Annotated in this window: 27 protein-coding genes; 18 read left to right on the top strand and 9 right to left on the bottom strand. The window is 65.5% G+C overall.

All coding sequences use genetic code 11. The features are described from left to right. The first annotated feature begins 126 nt into the window (after positions 1-126). Positions 127-1,272 (top strand): pyridoxal phosphate-dependent aminotransferase, encoded by a 1,146-nt coding sequence (locus GTA51_RS04310; RefSeq protein ID WP_160958994.1) that lies wholly within the window; start codon positions 127-129, stop codon positions 1,270-1,272. Positions 1,273-1,384: 112 nt separating this feature from the next. Here the strand turns inward: GTA51_RS04310 and GTA51_RS04305 are convergent, their stop codons facing one another. Continuing rightward, positions 1,385-1,729 carry a hypothetical protein gene (locus GTA51_RS04305; protein ID WP_160958992.1) on the bottom strand — a complete coding sequence of 115 codons (345 nt, stop codon included), beginning with the start codon at positions 1,727-1,729 and terminating at the stop codon, positions 1,385-1,387. 179 nt (positions 1,730-1,908) lie between these two features. On the opposite strand from GTA51_RS04305, the gene GTA51_RS04300 reads away from it, so the two are divergent. The 5 genes from GTA51_RS04300 (at position 1,909) to GTA51_RS04285 (ending at position 3,528) form a co-directional block, all read left to right on the top strand. Continuing rightward, on the top strand, positions 1,909-2,154 hold the full coding sequence (locus GTA51_RS04300; protein WP_160958991.1) for a hypothetical protein: 246 nt from the start codon (positions 1,909-1,911) through the stop codon (positions 2,152-2,154). Continuing rightward, positions 2,151-2,384 (top strand): hypothetical protein, encoded by a 234-nt coding sequence (locus GTA51_RS04295; protein ID WP_160958989.1) that lies wholly within the window; start codon positions 2,151-2,153, stop codon positions 2,382-2,384. The genes GTA51_RS04300 and GTA51_RS04295 overlap by 4 nt, the downstream gene beginning before the upstream one ends. Further along, the gene (locus tag GTA51_RS04290; protein WP_160958987.1) at positions 2,374-2,643 is read left to right on the top strand and encodes a hypothetical protein; all 270 of its coding nucleotides are present in this window, start codon (positions 2,374-2,376) and stop codon (positions 2,641-2,643) included. The genes GTA51_RS04295 and GTA51_RS04290 overlap by 11 nt, the downstream gene beginning before the upstream one ends. Positions 2,644-2,662: 19 nt before the next feature. Continuing rightward, a complete protein-coding gene (locus GTA51_RS21205) occupies positions 2,663-2,788 on the top strand; it encodes a hypothetical protein (protein WP_281353941.1) in 126 nt (41 codons plus the stop codon). Between the two features lie 188 nt (positions 2,789-2,976). Then, positions 2,977-3,528, top strand: a complete 552-nt coding sequence (locus GTA51_RS04285) for a terminase small subunit (RefSeq protein ID WP_160958986.1) — start codon at positions 2,977-2,979, stop codon at positions 3,526-3,528. Between the two features lie 149 nt (positions 3,529-3,677). Here GTA51_RS04285 and GTA51_RS04280 read toward each other — a convergent pair whose 3' ends face one another. Further along, a complete protein-coding gene (locus GTA51_RS04280; RefSeq protein WP_160958984.1) occupies positions 3,678-3,983 on the bottom strand; it encodes a hypothetical protein in 306 nt (101 codons plus the stop codon). Between the two features lie 125 nt (positions 3,984-4,108). On the opposite strand from GTA51_RS04280, the gene GTA51_RS04275 reads away from it, so the two are divergent. The 5 genes from GTA51_RS04275 to GTA51_RS04255 all read left to right on the top strand — a co-directional run bounded on the left by GTA51_RS04275 (position 4,109) and on the right by GTA51_RS04255 (position 7,712). Continuing rightward, a complete protein-coding gene (locus GTA51_RS04275; protein ID WP_211922424.1) occupies positions 4,109-5,578 on the top strand; it encodes a terminase large subunit domain-containing protein in 1,470 nt (489 codons plus the stop codon). Next, positions 5,575-5,871 carry a hypothetical protein gene (locus tag GTA51_RS04270; protein WP_160958983.1) on the top strand — a complete coding sequence of 99 codons (297 nt, stop codon included), beginning with the start codon at positions 5,575-5,577 and terminating at the stop codon, positions 5,869-5,871. The genes GTA51_RS04275 and GTA51_RS04270 overlap by 4 nt, the downstream gene beginning before the upstream one ends. Before the next feature lie 264 nt (positions 5,872-6,135). Then, complete coding sequence (locus tag GTA51_RS04265) at positions 6,136-6,600, top strand: periplasmic heavy metal sensor (RefSeq protein ID WP_160958981.1); 465 nt, start codon at positions 6,136-6,138, stop codon at positions 6,598-6,600. 66 nt (positions 6,601-6,666) lie between these two features. Continuing rightward, positions 6,667-6,927, top strand: a complete 261-nt coding sequence (locus GTA51_RS04260) for an SHOCT domain-containing protein (RefSeq protein WP_160958980.1) — start codon at positions 6,667-6,669, stop codon at positions 6,925-6,927. Between the two features lie 173 nt (positions 6,928-7,100). Next, positions 7,101-7,712, top strand: coding sequence for a tetratricopeptide repeat protein (locus tag GTA51_RS04255; RefSeq protein WP_160958978.1), 612 nt, complete (start codon positions 7,101-7,103; stop codon positions 7,710-7,712). A 105-nt stretch (positions 7,713-7,817) separates the two neighbouring features. Here GTA51_RS04255 and GTA51_RS04250 read toward each other — a convergent pair whose 3' ends face one another. From GTA51_RS04250 to GTA51_RS04240, 3 genes are all read right to left on the bottom strand, one after another. Continuing rightward, positions 7,818-10,481, bottom strand: a complete 2,664-nt coding sequence (locus tag GTA51_RS04250; protein ID WP_160958977.1) for a PEP/pyruvate-binding domain-containing protein — start codon at positions 10,479-10,481, stop codon at positions 7,818-7,820. A 245-nt stretch (positions 10,482-10,726) separates the two neighbouring features. Beyond that, a complete protein-coding gene (locus GTA51_RS04245) occupies positions 10,727-11,074 on the bottom strand; it encodes a type II toxin-antitoxin system HicB family antitoxin (protein ID WP_246197964.1) in 348 nt (115 codons plus the stop codon). After that, entirely contained in the window at positions 11,071-11,322 is a 252-nt protein-coding gene (locus GTA51_RS04240; RefSeq protein ID WP_160958975.1) for a type II toxin-antitoxin system HicA family toxin, read from the bottom strand. The genes GTA51_RS04245 and GTA51_RS04240 overlap by 4 nt, the downstream gene beginning before the upstream one ends. Before the next feature lie 150 nt (positions 11,323-11,472). Here GTA51_RS04240 and GTA51_RS04235 point away from each other — a divergent pair, with 150 nt between their 5' ends. After that, on the top strand, positions 11,473-11,868 hold the full coding sequence (locus tag GTA51_RS04235) for a PadR family transcriptional regulator (RefSeq protein ID WP_160958973.1): 396 nt from the start codon (positions 11,473-11,475) through the stop codon (positions 11,866-11,868). Positions 11,869-11,871: 3 nt separating this feature from the next. Next, complete coding sequence (locus tag GTA51_RS04230) at positions 11,872-13,272, top strand: SLC13 family permease (protein WP_160958972.1); 1,401 nt, start codon at positions 11,872-11,874, stop codon at positions 13,270-13,272. On the opposite strand, the gene GTA51_RS04225 is transcribed toward GTA51_RS04230, so the two are convergent. Then, positions 13,262-14,332: a sensor domain-containing diguanylate cyclase gene (locus GTA51_RS04225; protein ID WP_160958970.1), complete on the bottom strand. Its 1,071-nt coding sequence runs from the start codon at positions 14,330-14,332 to the stop codon at positions 13,262-13,264. The genes GTA51_RS04230 and GTA51_RS04225 overlap by 11 nt on opposite strands. Positions 14,333-14,462: 130 nt before the next feature. Between GTA51_RS04225 and GTA51_RS04220 the strand changes: the two genes are divergently transcribed. From GTA51_RS04220 to GTA51_RS04200, 5 genes are all read left to right on the top strand, one after another. Next, on the top strand, positions 14,463-15,209 hold the full coding sequence (locus tag GTA51_RS04220; RefSeq protein WP_160958963.1) for a hypothetical protein: 747 nt from the start codon (positions 14,463-14,465) through the stop codon (positions 15,207-15,209). Between the two features lie 168 nt (positions 15,210-15,377). Further along, positions 15,378-16,673 (top strand): hypothetical protein, encoded by a 1,296-nt coding sequence (locus tag GTA51_RS04215; protein ID WP_160958961.1) that lies wholly within the window; start codon positions 15,378-15,380, stop codon positions 16,671-16,673. Beyond that, positions 16,660-18,939 carry a molybdopterin cofactor-binding domain-containing protein gene (locus GTA51_RS04210; protein ID WP_160958960.1) on the top strand — a complete coding sequence of 760 codons (2,280 nt, stop codon included), beginning with the start codon at positions 16,660-16,662 and terminating at the stop codon, positions 18,937-18,939. The genes GTA51_RS04215 and GTA51_RS04210 overlap by 14 nt, the downstream gene beginning before the upstream one ends. Continuing rightward, complete coding sequence (locus tag GTA51_RS04205) at positions 18,936-19,421, top strand: (2Fe-2S)-binding protein (protein ID WP_160958958.1); 486 nt, start codon at positions 18,936-18,938, stop codon at positions 19,419-19,421. The genes GTA51_RS04210 and GTA51_RS04205 overlap by 4 nt, the downstream gene beginning before the upstream one ends. After that, on the top strand, positions 19,418-20,248 hold the full coding sequence (locus tag GTA51_RS04200) for an FAD binding domain-containing protein (protein ID WP_160958956.1): 831 nt from the start codon (positions 19,418-19,420) through the stop codon (positions 20,246-20,248). The genes GTA51_RS04205 and GTA51_RS04200 overlap by 4 nt, the downstream gene beginning before the upstream one ends. Here GTA51_RS04200 and GTA51_RS04195 read toward each other — a convergent pair. From GTA51_RS04195 to GTA51_RS04185, 3 genes are read right to left on the bottom strand one after another with little or no spacing between them, the layout of a single operon-like run. Continuing rightward, positions 20,232-21,446, bottom strand: coding sequence for an MFS transporter (locus GTA51_RS04195; protein ID WP_160958955.1), 1,215 nt, complete (start codon positions 21,444-21,446; stop codon positions 20,232-20,234). The genes GTA51_RS04200 and GTA51_RS04195 overlap by 17 nt on opposite strands. Continuing rightward, a complete protein-coding gene (locus GTA51_RS04190; protein ID WP_160958953.1) occupies positions 21,443-22,552 on the bottom strand; it encodes a pyridoxal phosphate-dependent aminotransferase in 1,110 nt (369 codons plus the stop codon). The genes GTA51_RS04195 and GTA51_RS04190 overlap by 4 nt, the downstream gene beginning before the upstream one ends. Next, positions 22,536-23,849 carry a hypothetical protein gene (locus GTA51_RS04185; RefSeq protein ID WP_160958951.1) on the bottom strand — a complete coding sequence of 438 codons (1,314 nt, stop codon included), beginning with the start codon at positions 23,847-23,849 and terminating at the stop codon, positions 22,536-22,538. The genes GTA51_RS04190 and GTA51_RS04185 overlap by 17 nt, the downstream gene beginning before the upstream one ends. Between the last annotated feature and the right edge of the window lie 336 nt (positions 23,850-24,185).

The following is a 24,185-nucleotide window of genomic DNA, read 5'->3' as shown; positions in this document are numbered from 1 at the left end:
CGTTTCCAGCGGTCAGGCAGCGTTGCGCTGTCTGACCGCTTTTTCGTCCCAAGGTCTTTCCTTGCCTGCCGCCGCCCGGCGGGCTACACCTTCCCGCTCCCACGCACTACAACCGGACGGCCAGCCATGAATCCTGCCTGCAAGGACATCACTTCGTTTCTCGTCATGGACATCCTCGAACGCGCCCAGGCCATCGAGGCTGCCGGCCATCGGGTCATCCACCTGGAAATCGGCGAACCCGACTTCGATATGCCCGAGTGCGTCAAGGAAGCCGCCCGAAAGGCCGTGACCGACGGACACACCCACTATACCCACAGCCTTGGCCTGCTTGCCCTGCGCCAGGCCATCTGCGATCTGCACGCCCGGGAATACGGCGTCAGCATCACGCCGGACCGGGTGCTGGTCACCGGCGGCACCTCGCCGGCCATGCTGCTGGCCTTTGGGGCCATGGCCGTACCCGGAGAGCATATCCTGCTCACCGACCCGGCCTACGCCTGTTATCCCAATTTTCTGCGGTTTACGGGACTGGCCCCGCGCTATGTGCCCGTGGCCGAGGAAGACGGCTTCCAGTGGACCCCGCAGCGCTTGCGCGAATGCGTGACCGACCGCACCGCCGGCATCCTGCTCAATTCCCCGGCCAATCCCACCGGCACGCTCTTAACCCCTGCGGCCATCGAAGCCGCCTGCGCCACCGGCAAGACCGTCATCTCGGATGAGATCTACCACGGCCTGACCTACGGCGAACCGGCCCGCTGCGCCCTGGAATTTTCCGATGAGGCGCTCATCTTAAACGGCTTTTCCAAGCGCTTTGCCATGACCGGCCTGCGGTTGGGCTATTTGATCGCCCCGGCAGCCATGATGCCGCTCTTGCAAAAGCTCCAGCAAAATCTCTTTATCTGCGCCTCTTCCGTGTCCCAGTGGGCCGGCCTTGCGGCGCTGACCCCGGACGGACTGGCCGCGGCCGAGGCCATGCGCCAAGTCTATGACGAACGGCGACGGGCGCTGCTCGCCGGCCTGACCAAGCTCGGTCTGGCCCCGCGCACCGAACCCACCGGCGCGTTTTACGTCTTTGTCCGGGCCGACCATCTGCATCCCAATTCCCTGGCCCTGGCCTACGACATCCTGGAAAAGGCCCATGTCGGCGTCACCCCGGGCATCGACTTCGGCCCTGGCGGCGAAGGGCATTTGCGCTTTTCCTACGCCAATTCCCTGGAGAACATTGAGGAAGGCCTGGAGCGGCTGGGGCGCTACATGGCCGCGCATTGCGGCTAGCGGGCGAGCTTGCCATTCCCCTGTCAGCCTGGCTTCCGGCCCCTTTTGGCAGCCGGAATACGCGGCCTATGACCTGGGCCGTGACTCCCCGCCGCGTCACAGAACCACCCGCTCAGGAAGGATCGCGGCGACGGCAAAACTGGTCGCAAAAGTCCACGGCCCTATCGAGTATGCCGCTGCACCCGTTGATCAGATTGTCTGTATACAGGGCGTCGCCCGTCTTGCGGCACATGGCCAGACAGGCGTGCAAGTCCTGCGGGGCTTGCGTCAGTTCCTGGCGGAACCGGTTGCAGATGGGGTCGGAAACACAGGCATCCGGGGTCGGCAAGGCTGAGCAGTAGCCATAGTAATCAGACACTGTCATGACCGGCGGCTTCCCGCCGTCCATCCCTGTGCCCTGGCCGGCGCAGCCCGCCAGCAGCATCACACCCAGCACCAGCATCAAACGCAGACCCATGGTTTTCTCCGTGTGGTTATTTTACCGTTTTACCGACCTTGCCCAAGCCGGCCAAGGCTGTAAAGCGATTTGCAAAAGACTCTTTTACCTGTGCGCTGGTATTTGCAAACAATTCTGACATAGACTGACTGGTCCATGTCCGCCTTCCATGGTCCTTATGGACTTAAGGATGGTGCAACATGAACACACACTCGCCCCTGCCGGTCATGCCGGCCGATCTACGTAACGCCGTTATGACCAGCTACACCTCGATTACTGAGGATGGGACGATCTGCTACGTTTCCGACAAGGTGCATCGGGCCTGCTCCGTATGCGACACCGTGTACGTCGGTTCGGTGAGCTGCGTGGCGCTGGGCGGCGCGCACGCCTGCCCCTATTGCGGCGACAACGCGACAATCCCCCTGCCCGAGCGGTGGTACTCATGACCCGCGTGTCCCCCCTGGCTTCGCGCAAACTCTGGGCCGCCACCCTGGCCATCGTCGCTGTGGCGCTCAGCCGCAAATACAGCATGGGGCTGACTCCCGACGAAATCCAGTCCATCACCGATATCGCCCTGGCCGCAATTGGTTCCCAGGCCGGCATCGATCTGGCCGAAACAGCCCTGCCCCACATCATCAAACCGAAACCCACCCGGAGCCCCGCCCATGACGCCTGATGCCTTGCTGCTGCCCGCCTGGATTTCCTTTTTGGTCGGCATGGTCCTGTTTTTCACCCGCAAATGGGTCAGTGACGTGGCCAGATCCATCGAAAACCTCCAGGAACGCATGCGCGCCTACGAAAAAGCCCAAAACGACTGCCGCCTGGAACTCGCCCGCGGCTACCCGACCCGGGCCGAAATGGAACGCGTGACCGAACGCCTGGAAACCCACGCCACCCGCTTGACCATCCTCGAAGAACAAAACCTGGCCGCCTAACCCGCTGGAGCACACCCATATGCCTGCCACCTTTGCCAGCAAACCCCTGTCCCTGGACAGCCTGCTCGCTCTGAACCCCCACCTGTCCCTGGCCGATATCCTCGCCCTATGGCACTGGTCCGGCCCCTCCCGCCAGTTGCACTAACCGGGGCGCTGCCCCGGACCCCGCCAGGGCGCTGCCCTGGACCCGCCGGGGGGGGCACCCCCCCGGCCGCCGGAGGCATCTTCCTCTTATACCTCCCTCCCCCCCGCCTGCATCTCCAGCATCACACAGCTTCCAGCATCGCCGCGCACCCTTCATCTCTCCCTTCACCTCCCACAAGGACGTTTTTGATGCAGCAACAAACACAGCGATTAACGGACCGCCAGCGGCGGTTTGTGGAAGAATATCTGGTGGACTGCAACGCGACTGCGGCGGCGGTGCGGGCCGGGTACAGCGAGAAGAGCGCCCGGGATGCCGGCCCGCGTCTTCGGGGCCTGCCCCATGTGCGCCAAGCTATTGAAGCGGCCATGGCCGAACGCAGCCAGCGGCTGGGCATCACCCAGGACCGGGTGGTGGTGGAATTGGCCCGACTGGCCTTTGCCGACATGCGGGATTTTGTGGCCTGGGGCGAGGAGGGCGTGCGATTGCGGCCCTCGGACACCTTGACGGCCGATCAGGCGGCCTGCGTCTCGGAGATTGTGGAGACGCCGGGCAAGGGGGTGCGGGTGAAGCTGCATGGCAAGACCCAGGCCTTGTCGGCCTTATCCCGGCATCTGGGCACGCGGCCGGGTACTGGAGAGGAGGAGGCGGTCAGGCCGGTGACGGTGGTGACCTGTGCGCCCTTTCCGCAGGCGCTCCCGGAGGCGGCGCAGCCCGGACCGCAGGGAGCGGCGGGCGAATAAGGGACGGCCGGCCCGGGGTGTAGTCCGTTGGGCGGCCATCCGTGACGCGCAAAGGCGGTGGGCAACAGGGAGGGGCGGCTGGCCTGAAATGTGGTCCGGTGGGCGTCTGCCCTGCCTCTGGGTAACTGTTGCGCAGGAAATCGGCTGGCTTACATGCGGGCGATGCGTTGGCCGGCGGCACCCGCCTTGGCGGCTTGGCGGCACTGGTCGCGCAGGCTGGCGAAGTCCTCATCGGGGATGGCGGCGTCGGGACCGCAAGCCCCGCGCAAGCGGATGGCGCTCATGCGGCAATCCGTCACGGCGTCCGGGGGCACGGCGGCCCGGGTGGCCAGCAACCGGGCATAGCCACGGGGCGGGGCTTGGCACAGCGAGGGCACGGCCCAGACGCTGGCCACCAGCAGGGTGCTGGCGAGCAGGCCAAGGGCAAGGCGGCGGTGCAGGAGGAGGCGTGACATGGGAGGCTCCTTTAAGAAACGGTGCGAACCGGTCCTCTGGGGGGGTGGCTTGCCTGAATCATGCCACCAATAAGTTATGCTAAAATAGCCTGTTACAAGTGGCATCCGAACACAGGAGTGCGGGTTTGCAGGATTTTGACGATATTTCGGCAGAAAGAGCCAAGGCAGGCAACGGGGGCAGGCGCGTGGTGCTGGAGTATGCGCCGCAGCCGATCCAGGCGGCGCTGCATGCCTGTCCGGCCAACGAAATCCTGTTTGGCGGTGCGGCCGGACCGGGCAAGAGCCATGCCTTGCGGTTTGAGGCACTGCTCACCTGTCTGCGGGTGCCGGGGCTGCGGGCGTATCTGTTCCGGCGCACCATGCCGGAGTTGGAGCGCAATCATATCCTGCCGGCACTGGCCCAGTTTCCCCGGTCGGTGGCGCAGTACCGGGCGGCAAAACAGCGGTTTGAGTTCATAAACGGTTCCATCCTCACCTTTTGCGGCTGCCCGCGCGAGGTGGACGTGTTCCGCTATCAGGGTGCGGAACTGCATGCGCTCTACATCGACGAACTGACGAGTTTTACGGAGTTTCAATACGATTATCTGCGGGGGAGGCTGCGGTGCGCCATCGAGGTGCCGCCGGCGCTGCGCCACAAGGTGCCGGGCATTGTCTGCGCTTCCAACCCGGGCGGGGTGGGGCACGGGTTTGCCAAGGCGCGGTTTGTGGATTTTGCCCCGCCCGGGGAGTGTCGGCGCGCGCCGGTGGCCGAGGGCGGCATGCTGCGCTGCTATCTGCCGGGCCGGCTTGCCGACAACCGCATCCTGATGGAGCGCGACCCGGGCTATGTGGCCCGGCTGGAGGCGCTGCCCGAACCGTATCGCACGGCCTATCTTGAAGGCGATTGGGACGTGTTTATGGGGCAGGCCTTTGCTTTTTCCCGACGCCTTCATGTGGTCAAGCCCCGGCCGGTGCCGGACAATGCGCCGCTGTTGATGACCTTTGACTGGGGCTATGGCGCGCCGTTTTCAGTGGGCTGGTGGTGGGTGGACCCGGACGGCCGTTTGTATCGGTTTGCCGAATGGTACGGCTCCAATGGGTCGCCCAACCAGGGGTTGCGCCTGACCGATTCCCAGATCGCCGCCGGCATCCTGGCCCGGGAGGCGACCCTTAGCCTGGCCGGGCGGCGGGTGACGCGGCTGTGCGGCCCGGACTGTTTCGCCAAAAAGCCGGATTACCGGGGTGGCGGCCAGGGGCCGAGCACAGCCGAGGTGTTTGCCGGGGCAGGCGTGTATCTGGCACCGGGCGATCCGTCGCGCACCGTCAAGATCCGCCAGTTTCACGAACGGCTGCGGCCGCGCGAAGACGGCCCGCCCATGCTGCAGGTCTATGACACCTGCGAGGATTTCATCCGCACCCTGCCGCTGTTGTCCACGGACCGGCGCAACGTCGAGGACATCGACACCACCGGCGAGGATCACATCTACGACGAGGCCTGCCACGCCTGCATGGCCAGGCCGCTGACGGCTGGAACAGTAAAAACGGTGGATAAACCGGCGGCCCAGCTCATCGACGCGGTGCTGGCCGACAGTCAAACCCAGGAGGAGGCCCCATGACGGTATTGGAAGGCGACTGGCGGTGGTTGGAGACCTTGGCCCATCTGGGCGCGGCCCTGGTCTTTTTGCTGGTGGGCTGGCGGCTTGGCCGGGAGAGCGTGGGTGCCCCCATGTTTTCGTATCGGGCGCTGCCCCGGGCGGCGGAGGAAACGGTGGTGGAGGAAACCGATCCTTGGAGTGCGGCCTTCATTGGCGGCTCGGCCGAGGGGGGGCGGCCGGCGGCAGTGGATATTTTCGAGACACTGCGACCGTCACAGGGGGGCGCAAACGGCGGCCGAGGCGGCTTCTCCTGATTTTATGCAGTTATTCTAATAAGTTGATGCTTTCCACCCTGTATAAAAAAGAGACACATTCCCGGTCGGCCGGGGCCGCAATGGGCAGTATCTATCCAGGCCAACGGCTCGGGGAGCAAAACCATTTATTATTTAACACACTGTATTTACGCGATAAAACAACATGGCATGGCGACTGCAATAGGGAGGGCATGCTTCGGGCGTTTGCCCGGACAGGACACAGTGCAGCCGGCTGCGGCCGGCTCACCAAACGGAGGTTTTCTCATGCGTAGCAAGATGCTTCGTATCGCCCTGGTTGCTTTGGCCACAGTGGCCCTGACTTCTTCCCTGGCCCTGGCCCGTCACGGTGACGGCATGGGCGGCGGCCAAGGTGGCGGCCAAGGCGGCTGTCCCGGCATGGGCGGCGGCATGGCCCAGTTGACCCCGGAAAAGCAGGCTGCCTTCCAGAAAATTCATGACGCCTATGCCGCCAAGACCACCCAGATGCGGGCTGAACTTGGCGTCAAGATGGCGGAACTCAATGCCCTGGCCGTGGCCCCGACCCCGGATCAGGCCAAGATTGATGCCCTGACCAAGCAGATCGGCGACATCAAGGGCAAGCTGCTCTCCGAGCGCACCCAGCTTCGCATCCAGTTGGCCAAGGAAGTCGGTCCCGGCTTTGGCGGCGGCTGTGGCGGCATGATGGGTGGCGGCATGGGCGGCGGCTACCACGGCGGCGGCTGCCAATAGATTGAAACTGTCCGGGGCTGGTTGCGAGACCGGCCCCGGGACTGACCCCAACCAACCGGTACCAACATGTGTACGATTTACGGCTTTCAGTTCCCGGGCGGCTGGCTGTTGCCGGCACTGATCCTCCTCGGGCTGGCTGCGGCCGTGCTCCTCTTCCGTTTGCTTCGCTCTGGCAGGCGGCCGGATTTTCGCCGGGGAGCCGTTGCCGACCGCGACGACGCCCTGCGCATCCTGCGCCTGCGACTGGCCGAAGGGGCCATCACTGCAGATGAATTCAAACGGCTGCGGGTAGCCGTTGATCCCCAGGCAACCGACGGGAACAGATAGGCAGTTCCTGTTGTCTCTATAGACCTGACAAGTGTATGTGACCCTCTGTCTCCTCTCCACCCCCCCGCCCGAGGCGGCTTCGGCCGCCTCGGGTCTTTTTGCCCCGATGACATTTCCCGGCGACATTGCTAGTTTGCCGGCCGCACGACATTCCCGCAGCAAAAGGAGATCCCATGGCGAGCACCAATTCCGGCGAAGCCAGCACCGTCAGCCGCAGCGCTGCACTTCTCGGGGCCGGACTGGCTCTTTTGGCCGGCATTTTTCTGGGCTTCACGGCCCGGGGCATGATGGGCTCCCCGTCCGGCCGGGCCGAGGCCCCAACAGCCCAGCAGGCTCCTGCCCCAGCGCCGGCCCCGGCTCCGGCCGTAATCGAGCGCATCAAGGCCCTGGAAAAACAGACCCAGTTGGAACCAGCCAATCTGGCGGCCTGGACCGAACTGGGCAATCTCTATTTCGACACCGATCAGGCGGAAAAAGCCATTCCCGCCTACGAAAAATCCCTGACCCTGGAACCCGGGAATCCCGACGTCCTCACCGATCTTGGCGTCATGTACCGGCATGAGAGAAAATTCGATAAGGCCATCGAGTGCTTTGACAAGGCCATTGCGGTCAACCCCGGGCACGTCATCGCCAACTTCAACAAGAGCGTGGTGCTCGAACACGACAAAAACGACCCGGCCGCAGCCCTGGCCGCGCTCAAGGCCCTGGCCGCGAAAAATCCCCAGGCCGTCCTGCCCGGCAACAAGCCCGTGGCCCAGGCCATCCAGGAACTGTCGGGAAAATAACGCCTGCCGGCTTTTGCCCAAAGCCCCGGTTCACGCCGGGGCTTTTTTTTGGCGCGCCGGCCCTGGCTTACGCGGCTGTCTGACCCACGCAACCCACCGCCGCGACTAACTCTCCAGCACAGCTTCCGACGTCTTGACCGGGCAGGGCGGCGACGCATGGAGAGGCTGCCCCACCACCGTGACCAGATCGTCCAGGATTTTTTGCTTGTAACTTTGCACCATGGGCTCGTTGTGCATGATCATGTCGAGCTGGCGGGTGTGCATGAGCATGTAGCCGATGACTTTAAGCGCGCGCAGCATCTCTTCCTGGGGGCCGCCGTTGACCCGGGCAAAGGACGCATCTTCCGTGACCTCCACCACAAAGCCGTGGATTTCCAAAATCTCGCCCACAAACTGCGCCCGGCGACGACGCCGGGTGTATTCCGCCGCCCCGCCCTTGAACTGGAAACTCACGTAGTTTTCCTGGTTGCGGTCGCTGACCATGGTTTCCACAGTGCAGAAATGAAACCCGAAGCGGGAACTTAAGCACATGTAATTGCTGGCCACCATGAAATAGTTGCGCTCGGCGAAAGACGAATGGGCGGCCGCTTCCAGATGCGGGTTGGTGGAGGCCTGGACGATGATGGACATAAGGCCCCGGCCGTCCACCGGCGGCGGTCCCTGCCAGGGAATGGCGATGATGCCGTCCCACAAGGCCCCCACCGGGATCGAGCAGATCTCCTCCAGTTTGACGAACTTGCCCGGCACCTCGTGGGTAAAGCCGTCGTCCAAGTTTATAAACCACCACTTCATGGCCGTGCCCTTGTATTTGAGCTGCTTGGCCGCCCGCTTGGAGAAGTGGAACTCCTGGCCGAAATTAAACATCTCGGCCACGGACTTTTCGTGGCAAAACCGGGTGACGTCGTGCAGGCTTTGGCAGTTCTCCGGGGCAAATTCCGGGGCGTTGGGGTCAATAAGGGAAAGCGGCGTGATCTCATTCATGACCCGGCGCAAAATGGCGTGCATGGGCGTTATCCGCTCCGGCATCGGTTGACGCTGGGCCTCGGCCTCGTCAAGCAGTTCCTGGAGCCGGCCCGCATAGATGGCCCGGCCATCGGCGTCCACCGTGACCTCGTCGCCCGGGACAAGCAGATGCAAGGCCCCGGGCAGGCCCATGATCGCCGGCACCCGGAACTCCCGGGCCACGTTGGCCAAATGCCCGGCCGCGCCGCCCTTTTCCGTGACGATGGCCGCAGCCCTGTCGATAATGGACGCGTAGCGCGGCGGCGCTTCGACAGCCACCAGCACCCCGCCCCGGGGGAAACGCAGCAGATCGGCCTCCCGGCGAACGATGCAGACCGGCCCGCAGCCCGCGCCGGGACTGGCCGTCACGCCGCCCGAGACAAGCGGCGTGCCGCACACCCGGTGGGCGGTACCGCCGCTTTGGCTCGGCAACTGCACCAGTTCACGGCATTGCAAAAACTGGATGGCCCCGGCCGCATCCACGGCCCATTCCACGTCCACCGGTGCGCCGTGCATGGTTTCCAGCGCCACCGCCGCCTCGGCCAGAGTCTGGGCCTGGGCGTCGGTGAGGCTCGGTTCCATGGCCCGCGCGCCGATGGTTTCGGCCCGACACACGCCCTCCCCGGGCAGACAGGTGAACTCCTGGTCCTTTTGCCGGATGTGGCGCTCAATGAGCTTGGGCGGCGTTTCCCGGGCAAAAACGAATTCGTCGGTGCCCACCGACCCGTCCACCACGGACTTGGGCAGCCCGAAGGCGCTGTGGATGCGCACGGAATCGTCGCGGATATCCAGGGGATTGCGGGAATAGATGACGCCGCCGGCCACGGCGTCCACCATGGCCATGACCCCCACGCACATGGCCACGTCCTCATCCGGGATGCCCCGGTTGAAGCGGTAGGTCATGGCCTGGGGGCTGTACTTGCTGGCCACGATTTCCTTGTAGCACTGCAGGATGTCCTCGGGTCCGACATTGAGCTTGGAGGAAAACTGGCCGGCAAAGGTCTGGCCGGCCTCGTCCTCGCCCAGGGCCGAACTGCGCAGCGACACCGGGAACGTGTGGCCAAAGGGCGCGCACAAGGCCGCGTAGGCGTCCATGATCGCCTTGGCCACATCGGCCGGCAGCTCGGATTCGGTGATTTTGTTGCGGATCTGGGAGCTTAAAATGAGCAGATTGCGCTGGTCGTCGGGACCGGCCGACTGGAGCAGACGATTCACCTCATCCTTGAGGTCGTTGTCCTCAATGAGCCGGCGATAGGCCCGGGCGGTAATGGCGAATCCCGGCGGCACAGGCAGGCCCGTGCGGCGCACGATCTCGCCCAACCCCGCCATCTTGCCGCCGACCTGATCGGCCAGATCGCGGCCGGTCTTTTCCAGGGGAATAACGAGTGCCATCGAGGCTTCGCCTTCACTGGAATGGATAAGACACTCGCCGATACGCCGCTGGATGTCTTTGATGCGGTTGTACAGCTCTGTATACCGGCCCGGGGCGATGGAATTTAAGTGCTCGACAATCTTATAGACATTGACCGAAACGGCCGTGGAATGGGCGCGGATAAAGGCCATGCCGAAGGTGCGGCGGCCGTTTAAGGCCTCCTCCATTTCAGTCATCAGCTCCAGGGCCTTTTTATTGGCCGTTAAGAGCAGTTTGAAATGGTGGTAGCGTTTTTTAAATTCGGTCTGGATCTGCTCTTCGGTCATTCCCTGGGGCGCATCCGACTGACTGTCGCAAAAAAGCCCCTTCACCGCGCGTGCGAGTTTGCCAAACACGTCGCCCCCGCCTGGCCGGACCCGGTCCGGGTTTCAATTTCTGCCACCTTGCCTTTGTATCGTTTCGATACAAGGAAGGCAATGCAGGGGCGAGGTCCGGCTTGGGCCTGTGGCGGGGCACAACTATCGCAAGTTCATTATCATTTTCGCAACAAACCCCGGGAGCGTCCCAATCGTGTTGCCAAAGCTCCCGGGACACCCGCCGCGCCACGACCATGTCCTTGCCGGGCTGGCTGTTTGCGTGCTCAGGCCGAGAGACTGGCTTTTGCCTGGCGCTCGATGGTTTCCATGATCCAGGTGTTGAGACTTTTTCCTTCGGCCTTGGCCACCGTTGCCGCCAGCCGGTGCAGATCCGCGTTCAGCCGAAGTCCGATCTTGCCGGAATACGGTTTTTCAGGCTGCACGCCATCTTCGGCGCACAGGGCCAAATAATCCTCGACACCCACGGCCAGACTCTTCTTCAGATCGTCAATGGATTTCCCGCAAAAGTGGATCGTATCACGCATACCCATGACACGCCCATGAAATGCCTCGTCACCCGGGTCGTAGTCAAAAATTCCAACATACCCCATGTGCGTCAATGCGTTCATCATTTCACCCCCGCGCTTTCCAGGAATTGCCGGACCGCACGCACAGCGCCTTTGTCCGTTGTCTTTTCCGGGTGCGGCTCATGGAAAGTGGCCCGCACGCCGTTTAGGGTCACGCGCACCCGAGAGCCCTGCCCTTGGCGTACATTCGCCCCGACTGCCTCAAAGAGAGCAACGATATCAAGCCAGTAAATGCCCGCACGCACCGGATTGGCGCAAATTGCTTCCAGGGTTTTGGCGTGCTTGGCGTTCATGATACTATGATATTATTTTTTAATACCATGTCAACTGGGCCTGATCGGGAACACCGGGACCGGACACCTTCGTGAACCAAACTTAGAAACTGTACTTTACAGCATACTATAAAATACACTATTCTCCGAAAAAACACCAGGAGCCCACCCATGGCTGCGCCGAAAAACAAGGGCTACCGCCACTTGCCCGCTTTTATCCTGCTCGCCGCCGCACAGGCCCCGGGGCACGGGGCCGACCTGCTGGCCCGGATACGCAGCCTGCTGCCCGAGGCCAGCCTGGATTCGGGAGCGGTCTATCGCACCTTAAACGCCCTGGAACGCGAGGGGGAACTGGCCGCGACCTGGGACACGGCCGGCCCGGGGCCGGCTCGCAAAGTGTATCGGCTGACACCGCCTGGCTGGGAGCGCCTGGATTTTTGGCGGGCCGACATCGCCCACCGGCTGACCCTGCTCGGCCGTTTCCTGGAGGCCGCCAGCAACGTGCAGGCCGCCCGCCCTGGCCCGCAAACCGACGCCGCACCCAGCGGCGAATCCGCCAGGATATAACCCATGCCCACATCCCCTGCCGCCATCGCCCTGCCCCTGCGCCAGCGACTGGCCCTGGCCGCCATCTGTGTGACCGGGCTGGCCCTGTTCCAGCCGTTTTGGACCCTGGATGCCCAGGTCCGGGCCGGAGCGGCCGTGCTGCTGGCCATCGGCCTGTGGACCACCGGCTGGCTGCCGCCGTGGCTGACGGCGCTGGTCTTTTTCACCTTGTGCATGGCCGGCAAAGTGGCCCCGGCCGCCGACGTCTTTGCCGGCTTCGCCTCGTCAGCGGTCTGGCTGGTCTTTTCCGGGGCCGTGCTTGGCGAGGCCATCCGCCACACGGGCCTGGGCGAGCGGCTGGCTGACCGGCTCGCCCCGGTCCTGACCCGCTCCTATCCCCGGGCCGTGGCCGGGGTGACGCTTTTTGCCGCAGCCATGCTCTTTATCATGCCCTCGGCCATGGGCCGCACCATGCTGCTGCTGCCCATACTGGCCGCCCTGGCCGACCGGCTGGGCTATCGCCCCGGCAGCAAGGGCCGCATCGGCCTGATCCTCGGAGGCCTCTTCGGCACCTATCTGCCAGCCACGGCCGTGCTGCCAGCCAATATCCCCAACAATGTCCTGGCCGGCTCCATGGAATCCATCCTCGGGCTGGTCCCGTCCTACGGCCCCTATTTCCTGCTCCACTTCCCCATCCTCGGGGCCTTGCGCCTTGGCCTGCTCATCGCCTTACTCGCCGTGCTGTATCGCGACGCGCCCCAGGCGGCCGCCGCAGCCCCGCCCCAAACCGCCCCGGGTCCGACCACGGCGGCCCAGCGCCGCCTGGGGCTGGTGCTGGCCCTGGCCGTCGTCCTGTGGTCCAGCGACGGCTGGCACCATATCCCGGCGGCCTGGACCGGGATGCTGGCGGCTCTGGTCTGTCTGTTCCCGGGCAGCGGCCTGCTGCCGGGCAATGCTTTCGGGAGTCTGCGGTTTGAGGCGATTTTTTATGTGGCCGGCATCGTCAGCCTGGGGGCGGTGGCCGACCACAGCGGCCTGGGCGCGAGCGTGGCCCGGCTGGCCATTGCCGCGCTGCCGTTTTCGCCCGAGGCCCCGGGGCTGGCCTTCGGGCTGCTCTCCGGCCTGTCCACATTGGTCGGGCTGGCGGTGACGCTGCCCGGGGTGCCGCCGGTGATGACGCCCCTAACGGCGGATCTGGCCGCGGCCGTGGGCTGGTCCCCCATGGCCGTGGCCATGACCCAGGTGGTGGCTTTTTCCTCAGTCATCCTGCCCTATCAGGCCCCGCCGCTGGTGGTGGCCATCCAGTCGGGCTACCTGCCGGGCCGGGATGTGACGCGGTTGTGCCTGCTCACCGCCGCCATCACCATTATCGCCCTGTGGCCGCTGGATTACTGGTGGTGGCGCGTGCTTGGCCTCATCGGCTAACGTCCCCGGTGGCGGCCGGCTCCCCGGCTACAACAGCGGCGGCCGGCAGGCTCCCGGCCAGTCGCCAGCCGTTGCGCCCGGCATTTTTGGCAGCATACATGGCCGCGTCAGCCAGCCGCAACAGCTCGCCGCTGCGGGTAGCGTCGTCGGGATAAAAGGCCACGCCGACGCTGGCGCCAAGCTGGCAGACCGCCCCGCGCACCTCGAAAGGCCGGCGCAACGACGCAACGATCTTCTCGGCCATGGCCGTCGCATTGGCTGTCTCGCCAATGCCCGGGGTCAGGGCCACGAATTCGTCGCCCCCAATCCGGGCTACCGTGTCGGAACGACGCATGCAGACCGTCAGCCGCCGGGCGGCCTCGGCCAGCACCGCATCCCCGACCTCGTGGCCGTGGCGGTCGTTGACGTCCTTGAAATGGTCCAAATCGATAAAATAGACCGCTGTGCGCTCGCTGTGGCGCTCGGCCAGGCTGATGGTCTGACGCAGGCGGTCCATATAGAGCGCCCGACCGGGCAGGCCGGTCAGGGCGTCGTGCAGGGACAGCCGGGTGAAAAGCTCCTCGGCCCGCTTGCGTTCGGTGATGTCGTTGACGATGCCGTCGTAGGCGAGAAGGATGCCTGCGGCGTCGCGGTGCAGCACCGGGGTGTTGCACACATAGCGCACCGTGCCATCCTTGTGCAGGATGCGGTGTTCCAGGGGACCGGCGTCTTCCCCGGCCAGGAGCCGGGCGGCATGTTCCAGCACCGCCGCGCGGTCCTCCTCGGCCACCATGGTCAGCCACAGCAGAGGATTATCGCGGTATTCCCCGGCGGTGTAGCCGGTGACGGCCACGCAGTTGGGACCGTGTTCCGTGCCCACGGCCCGGCCGCCCCTGACCGTCACCGTGTAGACGTAGTCGGTCACCGATTCGAGCAGCCGACGGTAGCGGTCCTCGCCCTGGCGCAACACCCGCTCCTCGGCCATAAAACGCTCCCGCTCGACCTCAAGGCCGGCCAGACGCCGCTGTAACACCGCGATTTCGGCGAGCAGTTCCGCCCGCGTGCGGGAATCAGCCTCCATGGGCACACCTCCTCTCAGACCTATGCCAATCTAGCCAAAGCGTCGCGGTTTGTCATGGCCCGTCCCTTGCCAAGGGTCGGGCCACAGGATACCAGCAAGCCATGGCAAACCGCATCCCCGGAGCGCACCCATGACCAGCGGGTCCGATTTCGCTGACGATCTCAAAAACGAAGTCCTGTGCGAGATGGCGGACAACTTCTTCTCGCGCCGCTGCCGCCTGGACGAACGCCTGGAAAATTTCGAGGCACTGCTCGGACGCGTCCGCAAACGGGCTGGACCTGCCCTCGAACACATTTTTGCCCTGCGCCATCTGCTCCTGGACAGCCCCAAAGCCGATGCCTTCCTGGCGGGCCTTGGCCTCGATCCCACCCGGTTGACCGCCGACGCCGGGTCCATCCGCACCTTCACCCGCCCCCTGGCCCTGACCGCCGCCGGACGCTACCGCAAGGTCGTTGCCCGGGCCTATGCCGCCATGCGCCAGGAAATCGCCCAGTATAATGAAGGCGGCTACGCCCCGGACCCGCGCCAACCCGGACGCATGATGCCCATCCCCGGCTACGACCATCTGCACGGGGTGGCGGACACGATCAATGCCGAAATCGAGGCCGTCAACGCCAGCCAATGTCCCTCGGAACTGATCCGTTTCAACAAGTCCCTGAACCCCGACCGCCTGGAACAGGAATATACCTGCGGCTCTGTCAGCGACACCAGCCGGCTCAACAACGATCTGGCCTTTGTCCCCCTCGATCCCACTACCTTTGACGTGCCCCGTCTGCCCACGCCCCCGCCTCTGGACGACGTGGCCGAGGCCTTAAATGCCCTGGCCGATGCCGTGCGCCAGGACAATCCCCAGGCCGCCGACGCTGCCTACGGTTAGTGTGGCGTTCACAAAAAAGTATTTATGTTTTGTTAATAAAAATAATAAATGCAGCGTGTTGAGGCTCGGCAAACCATACTGGCAATTGCCGCACGCGACACGAGAGGCCACCGGGCCGCTGCCGGCCCGAAATCGATGGCCCCGACGCTGACGCCCAAAAGGATTACGATGCAATTCGACGCAGATACCATGCGGGAACTCCTCGTTACGGCCGGGCTTGAAGCTGGCGCAGCCGCTGCCCTGGTCGCCGGCACGCCCCTGGCCGAGCAGGGCGTGGCCGCGACCGTCACGACCGCCCTGGCCGCGCTCCTGTCCGAACGTTTCGGCGCGCCCCAGGCGTTGCCGGAACTGCTGCGGTCCGGCGCTCTGGAGGACTGGTGCCTCTTTGCCCAGGCGCATTTCGACGAGGAAACCGTCAAACAGGCGGCCGTGGCCCGCATCCTGGCTGCCGAGACGGAACTTGCGGCCGGAGAGCCCTACGAACTTGATATGCTGCGGCGCGAAGACGCACCCGGCGTGGCCCGCCTGTTTCACGCCATCTACGGCGACAAGTATCCGGTCATCGACTATTACGTGCCCGAACGCTTAACGGCGCTCAACCACCAGCGCCAGGTGCTCACCGTGGTGGCCCGGCTGCCGACCGGGGAGATCGCCGGCACGGGTGCCTATTACCGCAGTTCGCCGCCCAACGCCGCAGTCTATGAGCAGGGGCAGTTGCTGGTCGACCACCACTACCGCAACACCTCCATCGCCTTTCGCATTTTAAAACGCCTGGAAGCACTTTCCTACGCCATGGATTACGCCGAGGCCTTTTTCGGCGAGGCCGTGTGCACCCATCTGGTCACCCAGAAAACCGGCACGAAGCAAGGCCACGTCGAGTGCGCCCTGGAACTGTCGCTCATGCCGTCTGGAGCCTACGAAAAAGAAGGCGCGGCCGGCCGCGTGAGCTGCCTGATGTTTTTTCGGGTGGACCGCGACACGGCGCAGCCACTCTATCTGCCCGAATGCTATCGGGACACCCTGACCTTTATCCTCTCCGGCATAGCACTTGACCGCGACGTTCGCTTCGACGGCCCCGATGTTCCCGAGGCGGATCAGAGCGTTGTGGACAGCCGCACCTTCGATTTCGCCCAGGTCAGGCGCGTCCAGGTGGCCACCATCGGCCGGGATCTGCCCGAGCATCTCGACGCCCTCGATGCCGAGGCCAAAGAGCAGGGGCTGGCCGTGGTCCAGGTCTATCTCGCCACCGGCGCGCCCGGCGTGGCCTTTGCCGTAGGCGAACTGCGCCGCCGGGGCTACATCCTGGGGGGCTTGCTCCCCCGCTGGTTCGGCACCGACGGGCTTATGCTTCAAAAGCTTGCCCAGACGCCGGATTTCGCTGCGGTCAATCTCTACACCGACCGGGCCAAGACCCTGCTGGCCCATATCCGGGCGGAATGGGAGGCTCTCGGTGACCGGCCCTGACGCCGTGTTCCCCCGGGCCGACGCCCTGGCCAAGGCCGTGGGGGCCGAGCGCTACAGCGCCGATGTCACCCCCCCGGGCTGCCTCTGGGCCGGGGTGCGCCGGGCGGGCGTGGCCCATGCCCTGATAACCGGCCTGGACGTCGCCGCTGCCCGGGCAACACCCGGGGTCGTGGCTGTGCTCACCCGGCGCGACGTGCCCGGAACCAACCGCCAGGGCATCGTCCACAAGGACCAGCCCGTCCTTTGCGGCGAGCGCGTGCGCCATCGGGGCGATCCCGTGGCCCTGGTGCTGGCCGAAAGCCGCGAGGCCCTGGCCTTGGCCCTGTCGCGCATCGACGCGGCCTTTTCGCCCCTGCCCGGCGTGTTCGAGCCGGCAGCCGCCCTGGACCGGGACGCCCCTTATGTGCATCCCGAACACCCGGACGGCAATCTGCTGGCCTACGGGCTGGTGGAAAAGGGCGATGCGCCAACCGCCCTGGCCGATTGCGCCGTGACGGTTTCCGGGGAATACCACACCCCCATGCAGGACCACGTCTTTCTGGAACTGCCCAACGGCACGGCCCGGCTCACCCCGGCCGGCGTTTTGGACATGGTCGTTTCCACCCAGGCCCCCTTTCGCGACCGCTTCGAGATCGCCCATGCCCTGGGGCTTAATCCCTGGACCATCCGGGTGCGCGCGCCGTATCTGGGCGGCGGCTTTGGCGGCAAGGACGGGGCCACCGTGCAGTGTCTGCTGGCCCTGGCTGCCCTCAACGCCGGCGGACGCTGGGTCAAAATGGTCTGGGACCGCGAAGAGACCTTTCTGGCCGGCTACAAGCGCCACGCCGCCGTCATGCGCGTTACGCTCGGGGCCGATGCCGACGGCACCTTGCGCGCCCTGACCGGTTCGCTGCTGTTCGACGCCGGACCCTATGCCCATTTAAGCGGCGAGATCATGGCCCTGGCCCTGGAACATGCCGGCGGGCCGTACCGCATTCCGCACACCCGGCTGGAAGGCTCCTGCGCCTACACCAACAATCCCGTGGGCGGCGCGTTTCGCGGCTTTGGCGTGCTGCAATCCAGCTTTGCCATCGAACGGCTCATGGATGCTCTGGCCACGCGCCTGGGTCGCGACCCGGCCGGGCTGCGGCTGCAAAATGCCCTGGGCCGGGGCGAGCCCAACGCCATCGGCGTGACTCCCGAACCCGGGGCCGGGGCCGCCGAGTGCCTGACCGCCGTGCTGGCCCATCCCGCCTGGACCGAACGCGCGGCCTGGAAGCGCCAAGCACCGCCTTTTACCCGGCGGGGCGTGGGCGTGACCTGCATGCAAAACGCCATGGGCTACGGCCGGGGCCTGCCCGACGCCGCCGCCGCCAAGCTGGAACTGACCAAACAGGGCACCTTTCGCATCTACAATTCCGTGCCGGACATGGGCCAGGGCAACGCCTCGGCCTTTGTGACCATGGCGGCTCAGGCGCTGCATCAGTCCCCCGAAGCCTTTGCCCTTATCCAGCCCGATACCCGCCACTGCCTGCCGGCCGGCTCATCCTCGGCCAGCCGCACCACCTTCACCTTCGGCAATGCGCTGCTTGGGGCCTGCCGGGCCATGGAGGCCAAACTGCGCGCCCGGGCAGCGTTGGCCCTTTTGTGCGACGATCCGGCCCGGCTCATCCTCTCGCCCGGGCTGGTCACCGATCCCGCCACCGGCGCGGCCGTGCCCCTGGCTCGCCTTGGGGCGCTCCTGCCCCGCGACGACCGCTTGTGCGTGGACCAGTTTGTCATGGCCGTGGTGGAAAATCCGCCGGACACCGGCCGGCAGTTCAAGCTCGGGTTTCCTCATCGCTTTTATTCCCACGGGGCCTGCCTGTGCGCCGTGGAAGTGGACGAACTGACCGGGCGGGTGCGCCTTGGCCGGTGCGTGGTGTCCGTGGCCTGCGGCCGGGTGCTCTCTTTGGAGGGTGTGACGCAGCAAGTCCAGGGTGCGGCGGCCCAGGGCATCGGGCTGGCCCTTTTTGAAGATCCGGCCCTGGAAAACGGCTGCATGGGGGCCGGGGACTTGAGCCGCTATCTCATTCCCACGGCGCTGGACCTGCCCGACATCGACTGTCTGATTGTTGCCGACGACGAACCCACCGGCCCACTCGGGCTTCGCGGCATGGGCGAGGTCGGCATCCACGGCCCAGGCCCAGCCATTGCCCAGGCCCTTTTCGATGCCGCCGGGCTGCACGTCACACGCCTTCCCGTCACCCCCGAAGACCTTCTTTCCGCCCTGGGAGGGCCTGAATGAGCGCGACCATCCGGCTGCAATTGACCCTGAACGGCGTGGCCACGAGCCTTGACGTGCGGCCCGGCCGGCGGGCCATCGATGTGTTGCGCGACGATCTCGGCCTCACCGCCGCCAAGGAAAGCTGCGGCTCCGGGGAATGCGGGGCCTGCTCCATCCTGGTTAACGGCGAGGTGCGCCTGTCCTGCCTCATGCTGGCGGCCCAACTTGACGGCAAAGACGTGGTCACGGCCGAGGGCCTGGGCACGGCCGCCGCCCCCCATCCGGTCCAGGCGGCCTTTGCCGCCCATGGTGCGGTCCAGTGCGGCTACTGCACCCCGGGCATGACCGTGGCGGCCGTCGATCTGCTGGCCCGCCAGCCCGACCCGGATCGCGAGCAGGTGCGCCGGGCCTTGTCCGGCAACCTGTGCCGCTGCACCGGCTATGGCAAAATCGTGGATGCGGTGCTGGCTGCGGCCAAGACCATGGCCGAGGAAAAATCGTGATCGGCGCGGTTTATTGCCCGACCAGCCTGGAAGCGCTGTGGCCGCTTCTGGCCGACGGGGCGCACGTTCTGGCCGGGGGCACGGATCTGCTGGTGGCCAAACGCGGGCCGGCGTCCTGCGCTGTGGCCCTGCTGGAAGGCATCGGCGAACTGGCCGGAATTTCCGAAGGTGACGGCCTGATCCGCCTGGGAGCCATGGCCAGCCATGCGACGCTGGCCCGCCATCCCCTGGTGCGCCAGCATCTGGCCGTGCTGGCCCTGGCCCTGGAGACGCTGGGCTCGCCGCCCATCCGGGCCATGGGGACGCTTGGCGGCAACATCGCCACGGCCTCTCCGGCCGGCGACACCCTGCCGGCCCTTTTGGCCCTTAACGCCCGCCTGGAACTGGCCTCGGCCAAGGGCCGGCGCGTCGTGCCCCTGGCCGACTTCCTGCTTGGCCCGGGCCGCACCGCCCTGGCGGCCGGGGAGATCATCGCGGCCGTGGTCGTTGCGCCACCGGCCCCGGCAGCGCTCCAGCACTTTGAAAAAATCGGGCGGCGCGACGCCCTGGCCATTGCCGTGGCCAGTCTGGCCGCCGTCATCGCCACCGACGCCGCCGGCACAGTGACCGAGGCCCGCCTCGCGGTGGGAAGCCTCGCCCCCACCGCCCGACGTCTCCCGGCCGCCGAAGCGGCCTTGACCGGCCAGAGACTCAATCGCGAGTCTCTGACCCGGGCCGCCGCCGCCATCCGGGAGGCCGTTTCGCCCATGACCGACGTGCGGGCCTCAGCCGCCTATCGCCGGCAGGCGGCCGGCAATCTGCTCCTGCGCCTTACGCCCCAGCCCTAGACTTCGCCGGCCGGGCCACAGCCAGCACGACCACCAGCAGCCCGGACAGCGCGGCAAACCCGGAGCATGTCCAAAAAAGCACCGGGTAGCCGGCCCCGGCCGCCAGCATGGCCCCGCCGAGCATGGGACCGGCCACATAGCCCGCGTCCATCATAAACAGCATCAGATTCATATTGACCCCGCGCATGGCCGGCTGGGACCGCTCGAACATGACGGCGTTGGAGAGCGGCATGGCCACGCCAAGGCAGGCCCCGTAGGCACCGGCCAGGACCAGATAGCGCCCCACCGTACCCGTGGCGCCAAAGCCGGCCATGCAGCCGGCCAGCCCGATCAGGGCGGCCAGCAGCGGCCAGACCTTGGGCAGCCGGTCGTAAAACCGCCCGGCCGTAACCCGCACCAGGATGGAGGCCACTGTGGAGACAGTGAAAAAAAGGCCCGGATCGGTCAGCCCCAGGCCCAGGGCAAAGGGCTTCATGTAGAAAAAGACCAGGGTGGTGCTCAAAAAAAGGCACAGACTGGCTCCCAGCACCAAGCGTACGGCCGGCTGGGCCAGATTGCGGCGCACGGCGTCCAGCCTGGGGCGCTCGGTGCCCGGCACACCGGCCATGGCCCGGCGGCCCAGACGCGGCCCCAGGGGGACCAGCAGGACCAGGGCCGGCACAATAAGCACCGAACACACGGCATAGGCCACGTCCTCGCCCCCCAGACGCGGCACGAGCCATTCCATAAGCGGCGGCATGACGGCATAGGGCACCAGCGCTGACAGGGAGAAATAACCAAAGGCCCGGCCGGCCAGGGTTCTGGGAATCGTATGCGCCAAAAGGGTGGTGACGGCGCTGACCAGACAAACGAAAGAGACGCCGTGGAAAAGGCGCACCGCCAAAATCCAGGGAATCTCCCGGGCAAACTGGTAGCAACACAGGGCCAGCCCCATGCCGAGCAGCGCGCCTTTCGCCAAAGACAGGGCGTTTCGCGGCGTGACCCACACGCTTAAAAACGGGCGCAGGCAAAATGCGGCCAGAGGTTCGGCCCCAAGGAGCACCCCCTGCCAGCCGGCCTCGACCCCAAGCCGTTGCAAATAGCTGGCAAAGCCGTAAAAAATGGCGATGTTGCAAAAGCCAAATCCGGCGGCCAGGGTCAGTACGGTGAATTCGTAGGTAAAAAGCCGCTCAGGCGGCCGGGATTCGCTCAGGGTCATGGTTTGTCCAACACCTTTTTAAGCGCCGCAGCAAAGGCGGCCATGGCCGGTTCTTCGACCAGGGAAACGCGAATCCAGTTGGGAAACCGAAAGCCGGTCATGGTGCGGATCATCACCCCTTCGCGCATGAGCCGGCGATAGAGCAGCGTGTCGGAAACCGGCGTGCGGGCCATGAGGAAATTGCCCTCCCCGGCCACATATTCCAGCCCCAGCCCATCAAAGAGGTCGCGCAGGAAGCTGCGAGCCTGGGCCACCATGCCCCGGGTGGCGGCAATATGGCCGGCGTCATCAGCCAGGGCGGCCGTGGCCGCGATCTGGCCCAAGGCATTGACCGAATAGGCGATGTGGGTGCGTCGCACGATGTCCACCGCTTCCTGGGAGCCGCACAGATAGCCCACCCGCAGCCCGGCCAGACCGTACATCTTGGAAAAGGTCCGAAAGACCAGGACATGGGGATGGCGCGTGAGGACTTCCAGACCGTCCGGGAAATCCGGGTCGGTTACGTATTCGCGGTAGGCCTCATCGAGCACCACCACGGCCCGGCCGGCCAGCCCGGCGAGAAACGTTTCCAGGGTCTGCCGGTTCCACCAGGTGCCGGTGGGATTATTCGGATTGCAGATAAAAACGACCTTGGTCCGGGCAGTGACGGCCGCCAGCATGCCCCCGGCGTCAATGGCCTGGTCGCGCAGGGGGACGAGCACGGGCTCGACACCGGAAAACCGGGCCACCCATTCATAGACGGCAAAGGTCTTATCCGCCGTGACCACGGCGTCGCCGGGCTGGCAAAAGGCCCGCACCACCGAGGAAATGACCTCGCAGGAGCCGTTGCCAACCAAAAACTGGTCCGGGCTTTTGCCGAACTTGGCGGCCAGGGCCGCGCGCAGATCGTAGGCGTCGCCCGGGGGATAGATCGCGGCCCGGTGCGGGTCAAAGGCGGCAATGGCCTCTTGGGCAAGCGGCGGCGGCCCCAGGGCGTTTTCGTTGTTATTGAGGCGATGCAGCCCGGTCACGCCATACTGGCGCATGAGCACCGGATCAGGGCGGCTGGGCACATAGCTCTCAAATTCCCGCACATAGGCGGGAACGCGGTCAAGCAGCCGGGACATGCTGCCACACCACCAGATCGCCCCGCCCGCCGTGGGGCAATACGACGCTGGGCGTAAACCCGGCTGCCGTCAGATCCCCAGCCAGGGCCGCTTCCCATTCCTGGGAAAGGTCCATGTAATAAAAGATGTTGCCCAGACCGCGCTGGCGCAGGGCCGCGACGTGGCGGCGCAGGTTGTCAACCAGATCCTCGCCGTCCAGAAGTGTGCGCAGTTCGCCCAGGTCGCGCTTGCGATCCAGGTTGGCCCCGAGCAGGGACTCCCGGCGCGGCCGGGATGTGGGCGAGGGGGCGTTTAGAAAGTTGCGAAACATGGCCAGCCGGTCGTAGGCGTCCAGCAAAAAGGCCTCCAGGTCGGGATGCCGCCACACGGCCAGACCGGCGTCTTCGCGCAGATGGCGGAAAAGCACCTGCTGCGGCCGGCAGGCGTCCTCGCGGCACAGTTTCAACTCCCCCAGCGACTCGAAATAGCCGTCCGGCGCATCCGGGGTGGCGCGCAGACTCAAAACGATCTCGTATTTTTCCCGACCGACCAGGGACAAAAAGGCCTCGACCAACACCCGGGCCACGGCCGCGCCGTCCTGGCCCGGGGCAAAGACAAAGGGACCGGAAAAATAAAGTCCCCGGTCGCTGCACGGGGTCCAACTGAGAAGCCCGGCCGGCTGGCCGGCGGCGTCGGTCGCCACCACGCAGCGCACCTGCCCGTCTTCGATCATGTCGGCAAATTTGCCGGGCGTTTGAAAACTCCCCGGACAGTGCCAGGCCGGATAGGCCGCGGCGGCCAGGGCGGCTGCATAGGCGAGCTGGCCCGCGTCGCTGCCGGCCCGGGCCGTAAAGGGAGCCGGATAGGCCGCCGGTGCCTGCACCGCAGCCCCCGGCGGATAGGCCTTGTCCACCTCGGCTTCCAGGCCAAAACGCCGCTCGCCCCGGTGCTCGATATGAAACCGATCCGCTGCCTTGCCGGCCAGCAGCAGGCCCAGGTCGCCGGCCGGTTCGCTGGCGGCGCAGGCCGGGGCGGCCGCCACGACATTGAGCCCCCCCAGGGACAGACTCGCGGCCTCAAAGTCAAAGGCCGCCCGCAGCAGATGCTTCTTGCCGGTCAGGACCACCCGGATGGCCTGGCTGGCGTCGACCGTCTCGGTCAGGCAGCCGAAAAATTCCTCCACCGTCAGTTGGAAGCGCAGGCTTTCCCGCCGGCCAAACCCGCCGCGCAAAGCCAGGGCCTCGGCCGCAGCGGTCAGCACCCGGGCGAAACCGACGTCTGACGGGACATCCATGGCAAGACGGCAATCAGCAGACATGCGTTACTCCTGGGTCGGCTGGCGGCGCGCCCCCACAGGCGGGGATGCGCCCTAAAATGCCATTATAAAAGTGGCGCGGGGTAAACACAAGACAGGGCCGGGAAACAGCCGTCGTCCAGGGCCGATTGCGCGCTGTGGCGCATTTGCTTTTTCACCGCATCCATGGAATGAATGCAATAATAGAGGATGTCGCCAGGTCTTGTCGCCCAGGAATGCGGCTGTACCCGCGCTGGATAACGGCAAGCGGCAGACTTTGCGGCAGGACCGATGGCCTCCAGCGTGCTTTGAAACTTCCAAGGCGGTCTGAATTGGCAGGAGATCCCAGAAATATTGTGT

Origin of the sequence: Solidesulfovibrio aerotolerans, assembly GCF_009856865.1 — a bacterium.
GTDB classification, from domain to species: domain Bacteria; phylum Desulfobacterota; class Desulfovibrionia; order Desulfovibrionales; family Desulfovibrionaceae; genus Solidesulfovibrio; species Solidesulfovibrio aerotolerans.
Note: the sequence above shows the minus strand (reverse complement) of the source record. Positions and strands in the feature narration are given on the sequence as shown.

Bases quoted from the DNA above. Each gene is read 5' to 3' on its own strand.
- GTA51_RS04230 (WP_160958972.1), top strand. From the start codon at position 11,872: ATGCCCACATCCCCTGCCGCCATCGCCCTGCCCCTGCGCCAGCGACTG.
- GTA51_RS04280 (WP_160958984.1), bottom strand. From the start codon at position 3,983: ATGTCACGCCTCCTCCTGCACCGCCGCCTTGCCCTTGGCCTGCTCGCC.
- GTA51_RS04290 (WP_160958987.1), top strand. From the start codon at position 2,374: ATGACGCCTGATGCCTTGCTGCTGCCCGCCTGGATTTCCTTTTTGGTC.
- GTA51_RS04255 (WP_160958978.1), top strand. From the start codon at position 7,101: ATGGCGAGCACCAATTCCGGCGAAGCCAGCACCGTCAGCCGCAGCGCT.
- GTA51_RS04285 (WP_160958986.1), top strand. From the start codon at position 2,977: ATGCAGCAACAAACACAGCGATTAACGGACCGCCAGCGGCGGTTTGTG.
- GTA51_RS04270 (WP_160958983.1), top strand. From the start codon at position 5,575: ATGACGGTATTGGAAGGCGACTGGCGGTGGTTGGAGACCTTGGCCCAT.
- GTA51_RS04260 (WP_160958980.1), top strand. From the start codon at position 6,667: ATGTGTACGATTTACGGCTTTCAGTTCCCGGGCGGCTGGCTGTTGCCG.
- GTA51_RS04190 (WP_160958953.1), bottom strand. From the start codon at position 22,552: ATGTCCCGGCTGCTTGACCGCGTTCCCGCCTATGTGCGGGAATTTGAG.
- GTA51_RS04245 (WP_246197964.1), bottom strand. From the start codon at position 11,074: ATGATGAACGCATTGACGCACATGGGGTATGTTGGAATTTTTGACTAC.
- GTA51_RS04295 (WP_160958989.1), top strand. From the start codon at position 2,151: ATGACCCGCGTGTCCCCCCTGGCTTCGCGCAAACTCTGGGCCGCCACC.
- GTA51_RS04225 (WP_160958970.1), bottom strand. From the start codon at position 14,332: ATGGAGGCTGATTCCCGCACGCGGGCGGAACTGCTCGCCGAAATCGCG.
- GTA51_RS04305 (WP_160958992.1), bottom strand. From the start codon at position 1,729: ATGGGTCTGCGTTTGATGCTGGTGCTGGGTGTGATGCTGCTGGCGGGC.
- GTA51_RS04195 (WP_160958955.1), bottom strand. From the start codon at position 21,446: ATGACCCTGAGCGAATCCCGGCCGCCTGAGCGGCTTTTTACCTACGAA.
- GTA51_RS04205 (WP_160958958.1), top strand. From the start codon at position 18,936: ATGAGCGCGACCATCCGGCTGCAATTGACCCTGAACGGCGTGGCCACG.
- GTA51_RS04310 (WP_160958994.1), top strand. From the start codon at position 127: ATGAATCCTGCCTGCAAGGACATCACTTCGTTTCTCGTCATGGACATC.
- GTA51_RS04235 (WP_160958973.1), top strand. From the start codon at position 11,473: ATGGCTGCGCCGAAAAACAAGGGCTACCGCCACTTGCCCGCTTTTATC.
- GTA51_RS04265 (WP_160958981.1), top strand. From the start codon at position 6,136: ATGCGTAGCAAGATGCTTCGTATCGCCCTGGTTGCTTTGGCCACAGTG.
- GTA51_RS04220 (WP_160958963.1), top strand. From the start codon at position 14,463: ATGACCAGCGGGTCCGATTTCGCTGACGATCTCAAAAACGAAGTCCTG.
- GTA51_RS04185 (WP_160958951.1), bottom strand. From the start codon at position 23,849: ATGTCTGCTGATTGCCGTCTTGCCATGGATGTCCCGTCAGACGTCGGT.
- GTA51_RS04240 (WP_160958975.1), bottom strand. From the start codon at position 11,322: ATGAACGCCAAGCACGCCAAAACCCTGGAAGCAATTTGCGCCAATCCG.
- GTA51_RS21205 (WP_281353941.1), top strand. From the start codon at position 2,663: ATGCCTGCCACCTTTGCCAGCAAACCCCTGTCCCTGGACAGCCTGCTC.
- GTA51_RS04300 (WP_160958991.1), top strand. From the start codon at position 1,909: ATGAACACACACTCGCCCCTGCCGGTCATGCCGGCCGATCTACGTAAC.
- GTA51_RS04215 (WP_160958961.1), top strand. From the start codon at position 15,378: ATGCAATTCGACGCAGATACCATGCGGGAACTCCTCGTTACGGCCGGG.